This is a genomic window from Rubritalea marina DSM 17716 (genome assembly GCF_000378105.1).
GTDB classification, from domain to species: domain Bacteria; phylum Verrucomicrobiota; class Verrucomicrobiia; order Verrucomicrobiales; family Akkermansiaceae; genus Rubritalea; species Rubritalea marina.
Window position 1 is genome coordinate 40857 of the sequence record NZ_KB899252.1, and the last position, 16554, is coordinate 57410.

14 protein-coding genes and 1 tRNA gene are annotated in these 16554 nt (G+C 50.6%); 5 read left to right on the top strand and 10 right to left on the bottom strand.

Annotated features, from left to right (window positions below; genetic code table 11):
- Window positions 1-11: 11 nt before the first annotated feature.
- The 3 genes from F454_RS0105960 to F454_RS0105970 are packed head-to-tail and all read right to left on the bottom strand — an operon-like array spanning window position 12 to window position 3851.
- Window positions 12-1145, bottom strand: coding sequence for an HlyD family secretion protein (locus tag F454_RS0105960; RefSeq protein ID WP_018969722.1), 1134 nt, complete (start codon window positions 1143-1145; stop codon window positions 12-14).
- A 5-nt stretch (window positions 1146-1150) separates the two neighbouring features.
- Window positions 1151-2713 (bottom strand): efflux transporter outer membrane subunit, encoded by a 1563-nt coding sequence (locus F454_RS0105965; protein ID WP_018969723.1) that lies wholly within the window; start codon window positions 2711-2713, stop codon window positions 1151-1153.
- A gap of 28 nt (window positions 2714-2741) precedes the next feature.
- Entirely contained in the window at window positions 2742-3851 is a 1110-nt protein-coding gene (locus F454_RS0105970; RefSeq protein WP_018969724.1) for an AI-2E family transporter, read from the bottom strand.
- A gap of 287 nt (window positions 3852-4138) precedes the next feature.
- Between F454_RS0105970 and F454_RS0105975 the strand changes: the two genes are divergently transcribed.
- The 4 genes from F454_RS0105975 to F454_RS16770 all read left to right on the top strand — a co-directional run bounded on the left by F454_RS0105975 (window position 4139) and on the right by F454_RS16770 (window position 8077).
- The gene (locus F454_RS0105975) at window positions 4139-5086 is read left to right on the top strand and encodes a homoserine kinase (protein WP_018969725.1); all 948 of its coding nucleotides are present in this window, start codon (window positions 4139-4141) and stop codon (window positions 5084-5086) included.
- Window positions 5087-5110: 24 nt separating this feature from the next.
- Window positions 5111-6400 carry a threonine synthase gene (thrC, locus tag F454_RS0105980; RefSeq protein WP_018969726.1) on the top strand — a complete coding sequence of 430 codons (1290 nt, stop codon included), beginning with the start codon at window positions 5111-5113 and terminating at the stop codon, window positions 6398-6400.
- Between the two features lie 122 nt (window positions 6401-6522).
- Window positions 6523-7536 (top strand): UDP-glucose 4-epimerase GalE, encoded by a 1014-nt coding sequence (gene galE / locus F454_RS0105985; protein WP_018969727.1) that lies wholly within the window; start codon window positions 6523-6525, stop codon window positions 7534-7536.
- 124 nt (window positions 7537-7660) lie between these two features.
- Window positions 7661-8077 (top strand): type II secretion system protein, encoded by a 417-nt coding sequence (locus F454_RS16770; protein WP_083912904.1) that lies wholly within the window; start codon window positions 7661-7663, stop codon window positions 8075-8077.
- A gap of 19 nt (window positions 8078-8096) precedes the next feature.
- Here the strand turns inward: F454_RS16770 and F454_RS0105995 are convergent, their stop codons facing one another.
- Together F454_RS0105995 and F454_RS0106000 are read right to left on the bottom strand one after the other, a co-directional pair.
- Complete coding sequence (locus F454_RS0105995; protein WP_018969729.1) at window positions 8097-9254, bottom strand: phosphotransferase enzyme family protein; 1158 nt, start codon at window positions 9252-9254, stop codon at window positions 8097-8099.
- Between the two features lie 159 nt (window positions 9255-9413).
- Window positions 9414-9499, bottom strand: a tRNA-Tyr gene (locus F454_RS0106000).
- A 167-nt stretch (window positions 9500-9666) separates the two neighbouring features.
- Between F454_RS0106000 and queG the strand changes: the two genes are divergently transcribed.
- Window positions 9667-10701 (top strand): tRNA epoxyqueuosine(34) reductase QueG, encoded by a 1035-nt coding sequence (queG, locus tag F454_RS0106005; protein WP_018969730.1) that lies wholly within the window; start codon window positions 9667-9669, stop codon window positions 10699-10701.
- A 242-nt stretch (window positions 10702-10943) separates the two neighbouring features.
- On the opposite strand, the gene F454_RS0106010 is transcribed toward queG, so the two are convergent.
- From F454_RS0106010 to moaA, 5 genes are all read right to left on the bottom strand, one after another.
- A complete protein-coding gene (locus F454_RS0106010) occupies window positions 10944-12110 on the bottom strand; it encodes a pyridoxal phosphate-dependent aminotransferase (protein WP_018969731.1) in 1167 nt (388 codons plus the stop codon).
- Window positions 12111-12295: 185 nt separating this feature from the next.
- On the bottom strand, window positions 12296-13135 hold the full coding sequence (locus F454_RS0106015; RefSeq protein WP_018969732.1) for a 50S ribosomal protein L11 methyltransferase: 840 nt from the start codon (window positions 13133-13135) through the stop codon (window positions 12296-12298).
- A gap of 81 nt (window positions 13136-13216) precedes the next feature.
- Entirely contained in the window at window positions 13217-13831 is a 615-nt protein-coding gene (locus tag F454_RS0106020; protein ID WP_018969733.1) for a ribonuclease HII, read from the bottom strand.
- Between the two features lie 11 nt (window positions 13832-13842).
- Entirely contained in the window at window positions 13843-15426 is a 1584-nt protein-coding gene (locus F454_RS0106025) for an NAD(P)/FAD-dependent oxidoreductase (protein WP_018969734.1), read from the bottom strand.
- Between the two features lie 72 nt (window positions 15427-15498).
- Window positions 15499-16506 carry a GTP 3',8-cyclase MoaA gene (gene moaA / locus F454_RS0106030; RefSeq protein ID WP_083912905.1) on the bottom strand — a complete coding sequence of 336 codons (1008 nt, stop codon included), beginning with the start codon at window positions 16504-16506 and terminating at the stop codon, window positions 15499-15501.
- Window positions 16507-16554: the final 48 nt, after the last annotated feature.

Below are 16554 nucleotides of genomic sequence, written 5' to 3' on the forward strand. Positions count from 1 at the left end.
GCTAGAGCAGTTTAGTAGACATGTGAGAAAAAGCTCACCATGCGGATCCAGATCATCCCCACCCACTTCAACAAGGTACTTTTCTCGGTGTAGACGATCACATTGGCCTGGCCACCGGCACGCTTGAAGCCTTTGGTCGCCTCCTGATCAAAGTCGATCACCACTGGAAAATGCTGTGCTTCACGGAGCCATCCCTGGCTTGTCTTGACGGTAGCTAGTGAGCCGATCTGGTTATTGGCACTATCAGCCACACCCACACCCACACTGCGCACACGGCCTTTGAACACTCGACCTGGCGCAGCATCCAAAACAACTTCAACTTCATCACCCGCCTTCATATGGGTCAGGCTATTTTCACGCATGTCTGCCTGAATCCACACATCTCTGAGTGAAATAAAGGTCATCACTGGAGCTCCTGGATTCGCATAGTGACCATTATCAATCAATAGATTGGTCACCACACCGTCTGACGGAGCCACAAGCTTTGTCCGCTGAAGATCAAGCCTAGCAGCTTCTAACTTTGCTAAAGCTAGCTGAACCTTAGTATTATCCACACCCTCCACGCCTAAGTTGCTCTTGGCTTTCTCCAATTCAGAAATTGCACTCGCCAGCTTAGCCTCATTCGCCTTGACGCGAGATCGCGCATCATCAGCACGACTCACTGATGCGGCTCCTTGCTCACTCAAGCGAATGATCCGCTCACCTTTGACTTTGGCATTCTCCAGGTTAGCGCGAGCTTCGACCACTTTCGACTGAGCGGTAGAGACACTAGCTGCATCAGATTCTGAAGCTTGACTTGCCTGTTGGAGTTCGAGCTCAGCCTGAGCCACGGCTATCTCGTAGCTATTCGGCTCAATCTGGACAAGAGTTTCACCGTCTGCAACCAGTGAGTTGTTGGAAACATCCACGGCCTCAACACGGCCTGCGACCTGCGAGGCCAATGGTACGATAAATGCTTCTATGCGAGCATTCGCAGTGTACGGCACGTACTTATCACTCAGCACATGGCCTAAAAATAGAGCTACCAAGACCGCTGCGGCAACACGCGTCCAAGTCTTTACTACATCTTTTTTCTTGGGCTCTTCAGCAGGAGCGTCAGCCGCTGCTTTTTTGTCATCACTTGGGGATTTATGATTTTCAGGCATAGAACTTAGCTGTTGGATCCTCCTTTGCTGTCGAGCGGCGCTGTTTCAGACGACGATTGAAGAAAACTCCCCCAATTCGTGCGCTGCATCATCTTATCGCGGATGTGGCCAGGGATAGCATTCTCGCGATCTCGCATCTCCCATCCACCACCGAGTGCCTTGTACATGGCAATAAAGTCTGTAGCGATGGTGCCACGTGCATTCGCGTACTCATCTTCACGCTGTGTCTGGGAGCGGATCGAATCGAGCACCCTCTGGTAATCGGTGAGACCATCCTTGTACTGAATCATTGAAATCTCAGAAGATTTCTTCGAACTCTCAACGCCTTGACGTAAGAATTCAGCCTCTCGCTGGGTGTGAATGAAACTTGTCATTCCGTCCTCCACTTCACGCGCAGCATTGAGCACCGTGTTTTGGTAGTCAGTAAGAGCAATCTCTAAACGAGCATCCTCAGCACGTACCGCATTTCTTATGCGCCCGTAGTTTAAAATATTCCATCGGAACGTTGGACCAAATGTGTAGCCCACATTCGAGCTGTTGAAAACGTTCTCGAGATTGGCAGTCCCAAAGTCTGTCGAACTAGACCCCAAGAACCCTGTGAGGCTAAAGCTTGGGTAAAGATCAGCTCGAGCAATGCCGACACGTTCACTCTGAGCCATGGCGAGCAACTCCGCACGGCGGATATCAGGACGACGGCGTAAGAGCTCCGCTGGAACACCAACAGCAATATTCGTGGGTGCAATTGGTATCCCTTTGGTGCGGGTGAGCTTTTTACGAATCACCTTCACATCTTCCGCTAGCAAGACGCCAAGAGCGTTTTGCAGCTGATAGAGACTGGACTGGAAACGAGGAATCTGAGATTGCGTGCTCGTGAGGAGTGTCTTCGCTTGGAGCACATCCAATTCGGTAACGGTTCCGGCTTGGAATTGGAGATCCACGATATCAAGTGACTCCTTCTGCAACTTCGCATTCTGCTGAGCCAGATTGATCCGCTCTTCAAGAGTTCGAATATTCACATAGGTGGTCGCCACTTCAGCAGTCAGAGAGATCAAAACATCATCAAAACTCGCCACGTCAGCCATCAAATTTGCATCGGCCACTTCAATAGACTTCCTAAACTTCCCCCAAAAATCGAGTTCCCAAGAGGCATCAAACCCAACTGATGCAGATAAAATATCTGGTGAACCACCACCAGTATCACGCACACCAAGAACATTTCCACTCGCGGCCTGGCTCTGAGGCAAGAGGTTGCCTTGGGCAATTCCCAATAGCGTACGAGATTCTAGAATGCGAAGAGCCGCGACGCGCAGATTGAGGTTCTCATCGTACGCATCTTCTACCAATCCATTCATCACAGGATCCTTAAACTGGCGCCACCACTTTGAATCCACCTTTGAGCGGTTTCGGGCTAAAATCGATGAACCTTCACTTTGCCAATTCGCACTCACTCGAAGATCTGGCGCTTCGTAGTCAGGGCCAAGCGAACAGCTCGATAAAAAAGACACCGCCAAGCCTGCAGCGGCTGAGCATGGTGTGATAGCTTGCTTAAGAGACTGAGGTAATTGCATGGTATTCGTGTAGCTCTTGTAAGGTTACTTATTCTTCAGACGGCACCGCGTCATTGCTGGATTCTTGTTCGACTTCATCATCCGATTGTTTTTCGTTCACCCAAGCCATAAAGACCGCGTAAGAGATCGAGACGATTACAGCACCCACAAAAAGGCCAATAATTCCGGAGAGCATCATCCCTCCAATCGCTCCTAGGAGAATGACCAACATCGGAGTATCAACACCGCGTGCCATCAACACGGGCTTGAGCACACCGTCACTAGCACTGACGAGGAAAGACCAAATAAGGAAAATCGTCGCAGCCGTCGGGCTGTGCGTGCTGTAGGTGAACGCCGCCACTGGACCAAGTACCAAAATAGGCGGCAACTGGACCACAGCACAGATGAGTACAAGCACACCAATTAAGACCGCAGTCGACATCCCCATGGCCACCATGCCAATCGTCGCCAATACTGACTGGATCACAGCCACACCCACCACACCTGTCATCACGCCGCGGATCGTCGCAATCGTCAATTTGGTAAACTCCTCACCTCGGACAGGATCAAAACTAAGAGAGATCTTTCTAGTCACTGCAAACCCCTTCTCAGGGCTGATCATCAACACAGCAGCAATCGCAAAGGAAATCACAAACTGCACGACTGTGCCCAGCAAGCCGCCGACACTAGCGGTGAGTTGGGCTGCTAAGTTCTCAGCAAATGGCTTCGTCGCTGAGAGCGCTGCTGGGATATCGGTAGCAGCAAGGTTCCATAGATCCGTGAGCTTCTGGCCAACCAATGGAATATCAGCAAGGCGCTCAGGCGCTGGGGGAATGAAACTAATCTTATTGTCCTTAAGGTCCTCAATCAATACCTGCATCGCCTCAAGAGAAGTGGACGCCAGAAGTATGACTGGCACAATCAAGATAGCGGCCGCAATCACCCCGAACAAGATACACACGAGCTTCCTCTTCCCTCCAAATATACCGGATAACTTTGTGATCATGGGTGAGAATGCTACCGCGATAATGATCGCCCACAACACAGGCATCACAAATGGTTTCAGAATCTGGTAGGACAATGTCACCATCAACCCTAAGAGGAATAATTTGATGGCGGCATCAATCGCTAGACTTACAAAATTGTTTTCAGTCTTCATGTGTTTGGTGGTTTTATAGAAAATTAGGGAAACAAATACCCCAATCAGTGCCAAGTATTAGTCGCTGAATACCGACCAGACAAGACAATACTAACAATGGAACAACACAAATTAGATTAGCCAATGACGAACTAGCACCACATTTCTCATTGTCACCGAGATAGCCTACCCATAATCACCCCACTCTCGCACAGCCACCCACCCTTACTCACCCGGGTCAGGAGTTCGAAATTTCACGAAAATCGCACTACCCAAGTGAGGTATTCCCTGCTATGGGCATAGGCACTATGGCAAATGAAGAGCATAAAGAAGTCCGAGTATTCGCACCCGCCACCGTCGCCAATGTGGCATGCGGTTACGATGTACTAGGCTTCGCAATTGACGCCCCAGGTGATGAAGTAGTGGCAAGATTTTCCGATATTCCGGGTCTGCGCATCACTGCAATCACTGGCGACAATGGCAAGCTCCCTAAGACTGTAGAAGGCAACACCGCTGGCGTGGCAGCTCAAGACCTACTGAAACACCTCGGCCTCACAGACAAGGGGATCGAAATGGAAATCCATAAAAAAATGCCCTTCGGATCCGGCCTAGGTTCCTCAGCAGCGTCAGCAGTGGCCGGCGTCTACGCGGTGAACATGCTTCTCGGTGAGCCACTCAGCAAAAAGCAACTTCTTCCCTTTGCCATGACCGGAGAAGCTAGCGCAGACGGTGCCTACCACGCCGACAACGTGGGCCCATCCCTCCTCGGTGGCATCACATTCATCAGATCCAATGAAGAGCTAGACATCACCCAGCTCCCTGTGCCTGAAAACCTCTGGGCTGCCGTAGTGCACCCAGACATCGAAATTCTCACGAAAATTGCTCGCGACATCCTCCCCACAGAGATTCCTGTAAGTACTGCTACTGGCCAAATGGGGAACCTTGGTGGATTCATCTGCGGCCTCTACAACAATGACCTCGGCCTGATCGGGCGTTCTCTCCACGACCTCATCGCAGAGCCACACCGCCAAAAACTCATTCCAGAGTTCTACACAGCCAAGCAAGAGGCACTTTCTCACGGAGCTCTCGGCTTCTCCATCTCCGGAGCGGGACCATCGGTCTTCGCCTTATGCGAAGGTGAAGAAAACGCCAAAAAAGTAGCGCAATGCATCTCTGACGTCTTCACCAAAAACGCGATCAGCAACCAACAGCACGTCTCCCTAATCAACCAAGAAGGCGCGCGCGTCATTTCCTAATTCATCCACTCACCCACTCTCATCATGCAATTTTACTCCACCAACAATCCAGAGCTCCGAGTCGACCTTAAGGAAGCCGTAATCCGCTCACTCCCTGCAGACAACGGGCTCTACATGCCTGAGTCCATCACCCCTCTCCCTCAATCTTTCTGGGAGAGCTGGCGTGACATGAGCCTCCCTGAGCTCGGCTTCCACGTGGCCAAACAAATTCTAGGTGATAGCTTAGAGGATGAAGTCCTCCGAAGCATCGTCAATGAGGCAATCAACTTCGATGCGCCAGTAGTCAAAATTGCAGAGCACACCCACGTACTCGAGCTTTTCCACGGCCCGACCCTCGCCTTCAAAGACTTCGGAGCCCGCTTCATGGCACGCACCATGGCACACCTCACTCAAGATGATGACAGCATGCTCACCGTTCTTGTGGCCACTTCTGGCGATACCGGTGGCGCCGTCGCATCAGCGTTCCACAAAGTGGAAGGCACTCGCGTCATCATCCTCTATCCAAAGGGCGGCGTATCAGCACTTCAGGAGAAGCAACTCACCACACTCGGTCACAACATCACAGCTCTCGAAGTCGACGGCAGCTTTGATGACTGCCAGGCTATGGTGAAGGCTAACTTCCTCGACCGTGACTTGATGCTCAAGCACAACCTTACGAGTGCGAACTCCATCAACATTTCCCGATTGATCCCTCAGGCTTTCTACTACTTCAATGCGGCGCGCCAGCTTCCAGATGGTGTAGAGCCAGTCTTTGTAATACCTAGTGGGAACTTTGGTAACTTGACCGCAGGCCTCCTCGCTCAATCGCTGGGTCTCCCAGTTCGCCATTGGGTGGCCGCCACCAACATCAATGACACAGTCCCTCGCTACCTTTCGGACGGCAACTACGACCCACAACCATCCACGCCAACCATCAGCAATGCCATGGACGTGGGCGCACCTTCCAACTTCGCTCGCATGAAAGACTTATTCGAAGACAACTGGGAAGCCATGCGCGAGAACATCTCCGGTGTCGCCTTCGATGATGACGAAACACGTGAGGCCATCAAGCGTGTGAAAGAAGAAACTGGGTACACCATCGACCCGCATGGCGCCGTTGGCGTTCTGGCTGCTGAAGCCTGGCTCCAAGCTTCACCAGAATCCGAGACGATCATTCTCGAAACAGCGCATCCATCGAAGTTCCTCCCAACCATGGAAGAGGTATTAGGGAAAGGGTCCGTCGATGTGCCAGAACGCCTGGCCGAGCTTGCCGACCTTGAAAAAGTGGCGCACTCGATCAATAACGATCCCAAAGAAATCCTCAAGTTCCTTTAATTTTGAAAAAACCAAGCACAATGCGTGCTTGGTTTTTTTTTGCACAGGACGCGTGATTTTGGCATGATAGCCTCACGCGCACTGGATTCGTGCAAAGTGCCTCCCATATTACCCAAATTTCTATGCAGAAGATCCTAATCACCGGTGGAGCTGGCTACATCGCCTCCCACACCAATGTCGAACTCCTCAAAGGAGAATACGAACTTGTCTTGATTGATAATTACATCAATTCCTGCGAGGAAGCAGTCAAGCGCGTAGAAGAACTCTCCAACCGCAAGATCACGTTCTATGAAGCTGACCTCTTGAACGAGGCTGCTCTCGATACCGTCTTCTCAGAACACCCAGATATCCAACAAGTCATTCACTTTGCAGCTCTCAAGGCTGTTGGTGAATCCGTGGAAAAACCACTCGACTACTACACAAACAACATCACTGGATCACTCAACCTCTATCGAGCCATGCTCAAGCATGGTGTCTCTAAGATCGTCTTTAGCTCATCTGCCACAGTGTATGGAGATCCCGAGACCATCCCAGTTGATGAATCGGCTCCAATCCATGCCACAAACCCATACGGCCACACCAAGTCGATGATGGAGCAAATCCTTATTGATTCAGCCCACGCGAATCATTGGGACGTAGCAATTCTGCGCTATTTCAATCCAGTGGGAGCCCACGATTCAGGACGCATCGGCGAAGACCCAAGCTATCCAAACAACCTACTTCCATTCGTCAGCCAGGTAGCTGCCGGCATCCGCGAAAAGGTTGTCGTATTTGGTGATGACTGGAGCACCCCAGATGGCACAGGGGTGCGCGACTACATTCACGTCGTCGACCTCGCCAAGGCACACGTGCAATCTGTCGAAAAGCTTAATCAATCCAAAGGAGTCCATATTTACAATATCGGCACCGGCCGGGGCTATTCCGTGTTAGAAATGATCAAAGCATTCGAAGATGCTTGTGGCCATAGTATCCGATACGAAGTAGGCCCAAGACGAAGCGGTGACATCGCCGAAGTCACGGGCGACCCACGAAAGTCACTCAGGGAACTTGGATGGAAGGCCGAACTTGGCCTCAAAGAAATGGTAGATTCAGCCTGGAAATGGCAATCCGCTAACCCACAAGGGTACAAGGTGTAGTAGCTTGCGCGCTCACGCATACACTGAGTAGAAAACTCACTCTGTTAGAGCGTGTTTTGATAAATTAAACCTTTAATCGCAGTAGGATGTATACTAGCGTTTAAATACAAGCTAACAATCCCCCATGAACGTCCACAAATCCTCCCGCCAGCGTGGGCTCACACTCATTGAATTATCAATCACTATATCGATAATTACCGGCTTAACTTCTATGTTATTTGTGAGTGCCGAGTACTACAAAAACTCCTCAGACCGCGCTGCCTGCATTAGCCAACTTGCCTCGATACAAAAGGCAATGAGAAGCCATCAAAACATGAATGGATTGAGCTCTGGTGACGCCATCACATCAGGAGATTTGATTGGGGCTGGCAAAGCTATTCCTAACACCCCACGTTGCCCAAAATCAGGGACAGCCATCATAATGCAGGGCATCGTTCCTGCTCCTGGTGTGATTTATGCTGAATGCTCTGAGTATGACAACTCGAATGGGACTTTGGACGTATCACAAGATCACACTTCATCCCAGTTTTTTGGACTATAGTCCATGCTAAATTGAAATCCTAACTCCTGGCGCTAGCTAGCTTTTGAACGACATTCCGCATCACTTCTTCTTGAGCTTCAATCTTCTCGACTAACTTAAGTTGAGTGCGCGCTCGATCTAGATTCTGCCCGGCACGCTCAATTTTAAAATACTGATCTCCTTCAAGATAATCAGTGAGGAATCGAATCCCTGTTTCTAGGGTGATGATTTTTGCGCCAGTCACCATATAGTCCATCTCCACCTGGGTCAGCGCTGCACAGCCATCGATATACCCTTCAGCAAGCGCCTCAAAGTATGGCATGCGCATGTCCACCATACTGAGATCACGTTCATCTTCAGCAGCTGGGCTGGTTGCCGTACGAACAAGGTCACCAAAGTCATACACCGAGAGCCCAGGCATCACCGTATCGAGGTCGATCACACACACTGCTTGATCCGTCGCCTCATCCATCATCACATTATTGAGCTTGGTGTCATTATGGGTTACTCGAGTCGGCAAGACTCCCTCTTGCTGAAGGCGCAGTAACTCTCCACAGCAATCCTTCCTCTCAAGTACAAACAAGTACTCAGCCTGAATCTCAGACAAGCGGCCATGAGCATCCCTCTCAGCAGCGCGCTCTAATGCCTCAAAACGCTTTTGAGTATTATGAAAGTGTGGAATCGTTTCTGTGAGTTGCCCTGCATCAAGATCTGCAACCAGATCTTGAAAAGCGCCAAATGCGTGAGCTGCTTGATAGGCCTGTCGCGTGCTCTCAACGATGTCGTACGTCTTGCACCCTTCGATAAAGTTGTAACACCTCCACACCCCCCCCCCCTCACCTTCCACATAGAATTTTCCATCGCGTGACGGATACATATTCAGCGTTTGCCCACCCATATCATCAGTATGAAGCAGTACTTTGTGGTTAATGTGCTTGGTCACGTAGCAAACATTTTCTACGACCATCAATGGCTCCTTGAATACCTGCTCATTGATCCGCTGAAGAATATAACGGCTCTCTCTAGCACCATCGCGGAAAGTCACTAGATAGGTAGTATTGATGTGGCCTGAGTCAATCTCACCATAACCCACAAGATCTCCAGCGATCGCAAATGCCGCAGCAATACTCTCCACCACTGAACCTTTGCTCGCGGCATGCTCGGTCTCACCATTCTTCTCAATCGCCTTCAAATCCATAGTAAGTTCAGTATCCAAGCACCACTTGGGAAGACTAAGAAATCAGTGGGCATCTAGCAACTATGATTTCCAGACAAAATAAAAGTGCAGCACAATTGCTTGTGCTGCACTTTTTCCCTCATAAAAAAGTTACACCTCCCAATGTAACTTCTTAGAAAATGGTGGGCAGAGCTGGATTCGAACCAGCGTACACTTACGTGAGCAGATTTACAGTCTGCCGCCTTTAACCACTCGGCCATCTACCCATCGTAGAAAATTTCGGATCTTGCGACCCGCGGTTAGCACCTCTTGCGAGGCGGGGGAGTTCTAGGGTCATTCACGATCGCGTGCAAGACAAAAAGAGTACTTTTTCTGATTTTTTTTGATCCTTCATTGCCAGCGCCGCAATCCCTGTAAATACTGGTTTCGCACTATGCTTCATTCCTCGGAAACAACGAAAAACAACATCCTATTCATTGCCAAGCAATTAGGTTTTTTTGAGTGCCGGATATCTACAGTAAAGCGCGCAACCCACGCCGATCGCTACCTCGATTGGGTCGAGCAAGGGTGCGCTGGAGAAATGAAATGGCTGGAGCGAAATAAAGAGCGCCGAGTGCATCCAGGTGAAATCGTGGATGGTGCCAAATCGGTAATCAGTCTCGCCTACAACTACTTCCCAGGAAATGATCATCCTGGGCACGGCTACAAGATCGCGCGCTACGCCTGGAATGTGGACTACCACAACATCATCGAAGAGAAACTCAAAGACCTCGACCTCGCACTCAGTGAAATGGGTGGCACCCAACGGTACTATGTGGATACAGGCCCAGTGCTGGAGCGAGACTTCGCCACCGATGCTGGACTTGGATGGAATGGCAAGTCCACCGTCCAGATCCACCCCAAAATAGGCAATTGGTTCTTCCTCTGCGAGCTCATCAGCACCCTAAATTTGGAAGCTGACTCGCCACTGCGCGACCACTGCGGAAAGTGTACCAAATGCATCGACCATTGCCCCACCGACGCCATCACTGGCCCACGAGAAATGGATGCGAGGCGCTGCATTTCCTACCTCACCATCGAAAACCCAGGGGCCATCCCGCTAGAATTCCGCAAGGCAATCGGCGATCGTATCTACGGCTGCGATGTTTGCCTAGAAGTCTGCCCATGGAATCGCTTCGCCAAGCTCAGCCATGACACCAAGCTCCACGCTAAAGGAGCTATCTTTGAGAAATCACTCAACGACTTCCTCAAGCTGAGCCCTGAGTCTTTCAATCAAACCTTCGCCCAGTCTCCAATCAAGCGAATCAAGCACCCTAGATTCCTACGCAACGCCTGCGTGGTTGCCGGCAATGTGGGCAGTTCAAAAGAGCTCCCTCAACTCAAAATACTCAGCCAAAGCGACGACCCACTGATAGCCGAACACGCTCAGTGGGCGGTCGAGGAGATTGAGACTAGAGTGAGCCAGTAAAGAAATAGAGTAGGAACCACTATACCTTATCCGCAACGACGCCAAGAACTCGATGAAGCCTTGCTTCACCACTCCCTGCGTCACCCCATCTTTGCTAAGCATTCTATTTCTCATGATTCACCTGACTCTAAACCGGATGGAACACCATCATCCAGAGCTCACAAGGAGGTCAGACTGTACAAAAAACACCCTAGGTTTTGAAACCTAGGGTGCTTTGAAATTTGTTTGCTAATGACTGGGAATTAGTGCGCGCGACAGAATTCCTCAAAACGCGTGAGGCCTTCATTGAGCACATCAAGAGTGGTGCAGTAGCTAATGCGAATACAGTGGTCATTACCAAATGCCACACCAGGTACAGCTGCCACACGATAGCGATTCAACAACTTGTCGCAGAGGTTGACAGACTTCATACCCAGCTTTTCACAATTCACGAAGAAGTAAAAGGCTCCCTTAGGCTCCACGATGGTGATGTTTGGAATTGCTTTGAGACGCTGAAGCATGAACTGACGACGCACGTCGTACTCATCGCGCAGGTCCTTCACAAAGGAGCTTTCTTGCTCAAGCGCAGCAAGGCCACCATACTGGGCGAACGAACACGCATTGGAGGTCGTGTGACCTTGAAGCTTACTAATCGCATCAGCAAGTGGCTGAGGAGCAGCAATCCAACCTAGACGCCACCCAGTCATTGAGTATGCCTTAGAAAAGCCTCCCACTGTGATCGTTAGGTCGTAGATTTCCTTACTAACAGATGCAATGCTTACGTGCTTTTCACCATCATAGATGAGGTGCTCGTAAATTTCATCCGAAAGAATCACGATGTCTTCTAGGAGCGCAACTTCACCAATTGCCTTAAGCTCTTCGGCAGTGTAGACAGCCCCTGTTGGGTTACCGGGTGAGTTGATGATGACCATCTTAGTGAGACCAGTCATATTCTCTTCAAATTCTTCAGCAGTAAGCTTCCAACCATTCTCCTCTTTGGTCTCCACAATCACTGGAACGCCACCTGCAAGACGGACCATTTCTGGATATGATACCCAATACGGTGATGGAATGATGACTTCGTCACCCTCTTCCACAACCGCCATGATCGCATTCATGCAAGAATGCTTGGCTCCGCTGTTCACCACAACCTGACGAGCTTCATAGTCGAGACCGTTCTCGTCTTTGAGCTTCTTAGAAATTGCTTCTCGAAGCTCTGGAATACCAGCTGCAGGCGTGTACTTAGTCTTGCCTTCCTGGATTGCTTTAATCGCAGCTTCTTTAATGAAGTCTGGAGTGTCGAGATCTGGTTCACCGCCTGCAAGACCGTAAACTTCTTCGCCTTTGGCCTTCATAGCCTTGGCCTGATTTGTGATGCTCAATGTGAGTGACGGAGTCACACCAGTCACGCGTGATGATATACTTTCCATAGTACCAATAGTTAGAAAATGTGTTCGCGCTCAAGAGGCGATACCATAGTCTGTAGATCAAAATAGGCTCGCCTCAGAGCCACAGCACTTATTAAAGCATCATCGCCAGCATGCAAGAGAAATGCATGAGAAACAGAGATTTCATCCCACCCCCCATGCCGCAGCCGCGGGCCAGCCAGTCAAAGTCAGGAAACTCGCCCCTGCGCAGTGACCCACTTTCCTTTGGTGATCACTCGGCTGAATACCAAGCCACACTCTTCTGCAGCCGCTCGCGTATCCTCCCATTGCTCTTTTAGGATTCCTGAAATAATGAGGTCGGCATCTGATTTCATTGCCTTCTTCAAGGTTGGAAATGCCTGCTGAAGAATCGTGGAGAATAAATTCGCCACGACCACGTCCCACTCTTGAGGGGGCTGCCATGCCAGCACGTCCTGTTGAACAACTTGAATCTGATCCACTTGGTTGAGCTCGAGGTTTTGCTCTGAGACGCGTACAGCCTGAGGGTCAAAGTCCTGAGCCTCACATTGTTTAGCACCTAGCTGCCTAGCTGCTATTGCTAAGATTGCGGTCCCGCACCCTGCATCTAGCATCTCCCATTCAGAGTTAGAGCGCTCTCTGGCCACATCGACTAACAATCTCAAGCAGGTTGATGTCGTTGCATGATCACCCGTTCCGAATGCCATATCTGCGGGCATACGTAGCACCTTGCGCTCAGGATTATCCTCGCGAAGCTTTTCCACGATTTGCTCGTTCCGGCTGCCAGTAACAAGGATCGCGTTTCTAATTTTCAAAGGAGGCTTCTCCACTTCGCTCAGCGCCGCCCAGTTTTGATCCTTCACCTTGCGCACACTTCCTCCAAACTGATCTTCAATGGCGCGTGCCTCTTCTTCAGTCTCACAGTAGAGAGCGACACGAATCGACTTCCCGCCCTTGATTTCGTTAATCACGCTATTCGGGTTGCCGTAAAAGCGCTCTTCCCAAGCGTCAAGCCACTTGATGGATGATAGTTTGGACCAATGCCACATAATAACGAAGTAGATGAGTAAGTGATTCAGATCAAGCCGATAGCTTGCTTAATAGGTAATTTAAGTTCTTTTACCCAAGTATTATAACAATTCTAATTGAGCAACGGGGGCAAAGCTTAGGCGATGAATCGGACAAGGCCCCAATGAACGAAGTGCTTCTAAATGCACCTTCGTCCCGTAACCCTTGTGCCTCTCAAAACCATACCCAGGGTATTGTTCAGCATACTTCACCATGGCGCGATCTCTCTTGACCTTGGCAATGATACTCGCCGCTGCGATCGACATTGACTTCGAATCCCCCTTCACAATCCCCTCAGACTCGTATGGGAACTGGGGAACCGCTAAGCCATCAATCAAGCAATACGGAGACAGATCCAGGCCGATTCCCTCAACCGCCCTTGCCATCGCTAGATGAGTAGCTTTGAGAATATTGATGGAGTCGATCTCTTCAGCTTCCACGTACGCGTGCCCCCAACGGATTCCATCATCAGCCATTAAATCAGCGTAAATCTGCTCTCGCTTCTTCTCGCTCAGTTTCTTTGAATCATCTAACAAAGGGTGAGAAAATCCATCCGGCAATAACACAGCAGCAGCGGATACGGGCCCAGCTAGCGGGCCCCTCCCCGCTTCATCAATACCAATCACAAGGTCGTGACCTCGCTGCCACGCACTCTCTTCAAATGAATAATCTGGCATGATATATTCAGTTAGTTACGAACACGGACAGCAGCTTCAGCGCACTTGATCCCATCGAGTGCGGCGGAGACAATCCCACCAGCATAGCCTGCCCCCTCACCGCAGGGGATGAAGTGCGCGATCTCAGGATGCTCTAGTGTGTCGTCACGCCGCGGAATTCTGAGCGGACTAGACGTCCGCGTTTCAAACCCCAAGAGGTTCGCCTCTTCTCCCACATAGCCATTCATTTGTCGGCCAAACTTCTTCAAACCAAGTGTCATGCGATAAGAAACATCGCGTGGTAGAATCTCGTCGAGTCGGGCCGATGTGAGACCAGCGAAGTAACTCGATTTGGGAATGGTCGAAGACTCCTTACCAGCAATGAAGTCTTTGACTCGCTGGGCCGGTGCCTTTTGCTTTCCACCACCAGCCAGAGACGCTTTGATTTCAAGATCCTTCTGATAGGCAATCCCGGATAGAATCCTGTGCTCTTGTTGAAATTTTCTGGTATCTTCCGGCTCCACCGTGACCACCATGCCTGAATTGGCAAAGGGTGAGTCCCGTCGCGCCAAGCTCATCCCATTCACCACCACTTCATCGTTTTCGGTGGCAGCTGGCACAATGAAGCCCCCCGGACACATGCAAAATGAGTGGACACCACGCCCATCAATTTTGGTGGCCAGACGGTAGCGAGCAGCGGGCAAAATGCGCGGCCTCTCGGTGTCTCGATCATAGCTATATTGGATGCTATCGATCAATGGCTGAGGATGCTCAATACGCATCCCTACCGCAAATGGCTTTTGCTCCATCAAGATCTTTTTCTCAGCCAAAAGCTTGTATATATCACGCGCGCTATGCCCAGTAGCCAAGACTACGGCTGAGCCGAGCAACTCACGCCCGTCGGCCAGAACCACCCCGGTCATTTTTTGACGATCCGCACTGAGCAGAAAATCCACCACCTTCGATTCAAAATGCACTTCCCCACCAGCCTCAAGAATCGACTGGCGCATCGCCTTCACCACATTGGGTAGGAGGTTCGAGCCCACGTGTGGGTGGGCGTCGGTCAGGATTTTTTCTGGAGCTCCATGCGCCACCAATGTTTCATAAACATCCCTCACTGGCCCGCGCTTCGTAGCCCGAGTATACAATTTACCATCTGAATAGGTGCCTGCCCCCCCCTCACCGAAGCAATAGTTCGAATCTTCAATTACCCGCCCTTCACGCATGATTGGCCCCAAATCAAAACGGCGAGCCGACGCATCCTTACCGCGCTCAACGATGATGGGCTTCACCCCCAACTCGATACAGCGTAGCGCAGCAAAGATACCAGCTGGCCCACAACCCACGATAATCACAGGTTCGGCGGTCGATCCTAACTTGGCGTAGCTTGGACTTGGCTTTTCATAGACTGGGAGCGGGCCATCAACACCCACCTCCATGCGCAACTGGATCTTGATCTGCGCCTTACGGGCATCAATCGAGTGTTTCTGCATGCGAAGCTCATGGACGCGCTCGGGCTTGATGCGCAACTTTTTACACACCGCCTTCTTCCTAGCCTCCTCATCCTCAGAAACTTCTAGAGGAAGAATAATGTCCACGAGTTCGTAGCTTGCCATCCCCCACTCATGCGCGAGGCCAGTCGCTGTGTCAAGGCGTGCCTCATGCGACTTTATAAATTCACCCGGAGACTAGCCACCCAGATAAGACATCTCTTTTTTAGGCTCCCCAGCTTTCCCTTCACTGCGCAGCTCTGAGTAGCGATCGTGACGCCCCCCCCATAAAGAAACGAGGCGATCTGCAAGCTCTGCATTTGATTCACCAGCACGCATCGGCGACTTCATGTCATAACCTTCAGAAGCAAACAAGCAGGTGTACAAATGGCCGTCTGCTGAGAGTCGCATGCGATTACAATCACGACAAAACGGCTTGGTAACGGAGCTAATAAACCCTACTTCAAAACCCGGAGCTGAGGGATCTGCAAATCGCTGAGCGGTTTCACCTAGCTTAGGATTCCCTACCGACTCCAACGTGAAGTGTTGTGCAAGCTGCGCATGCACTTCTGCGCTCGGTACCACATGGTCAAGCTTCCAACCGTTGGTATTCCCTGTATCCATGTATTCAATGTAGCGGATCGGCACGCGACGCTCTCTAGCAAAGTGCGCCAAGCCAATGAGTTCACCTTCATTGGTACCCTTCTGCACCACAGAATTGATTTTCACTCCTAGGCCTGCATCAATGGCAGCATCAATACCATCTATCACCCGTTGAGGCTTAGCCCCCACGCCATTCATCGCACCAAACACCTCTTCATCGAGCGCATCTAGAGAAACCGTGACTCTATCCAAACCGGCCGCTCTCAGTGGCTCGGCATGCTTTGCCAACAATGAAGCATTTGTGGTCATCGCGATATCTTGGATACCGTCAATACTTGAAAGTTTCTCGATCAGTATCGGAAGATCTCGACGCAACAAGGGCTCCCCTCCAGTGATCCGCAGTTTCTGCCCCCCTTGCCCGGCAAAAACCTCAGCAAATCGCTCAATTTCATCAAAATTCAAAATACCCTCCCGGGGAAGGTATTCATAGGTGCTATCGAAAATCTCGATCGGCATACAGTAACGACAGCGAAAATTGCATCGATCTGTCACGGAAATCCGTAGATCGCGCATCGGTCGCTTCAGCATATCCTGTACCTTCATCCCAGCCAGCGTAAACCACGCTAGCGAAGAGACAAACCCAAAAAGACA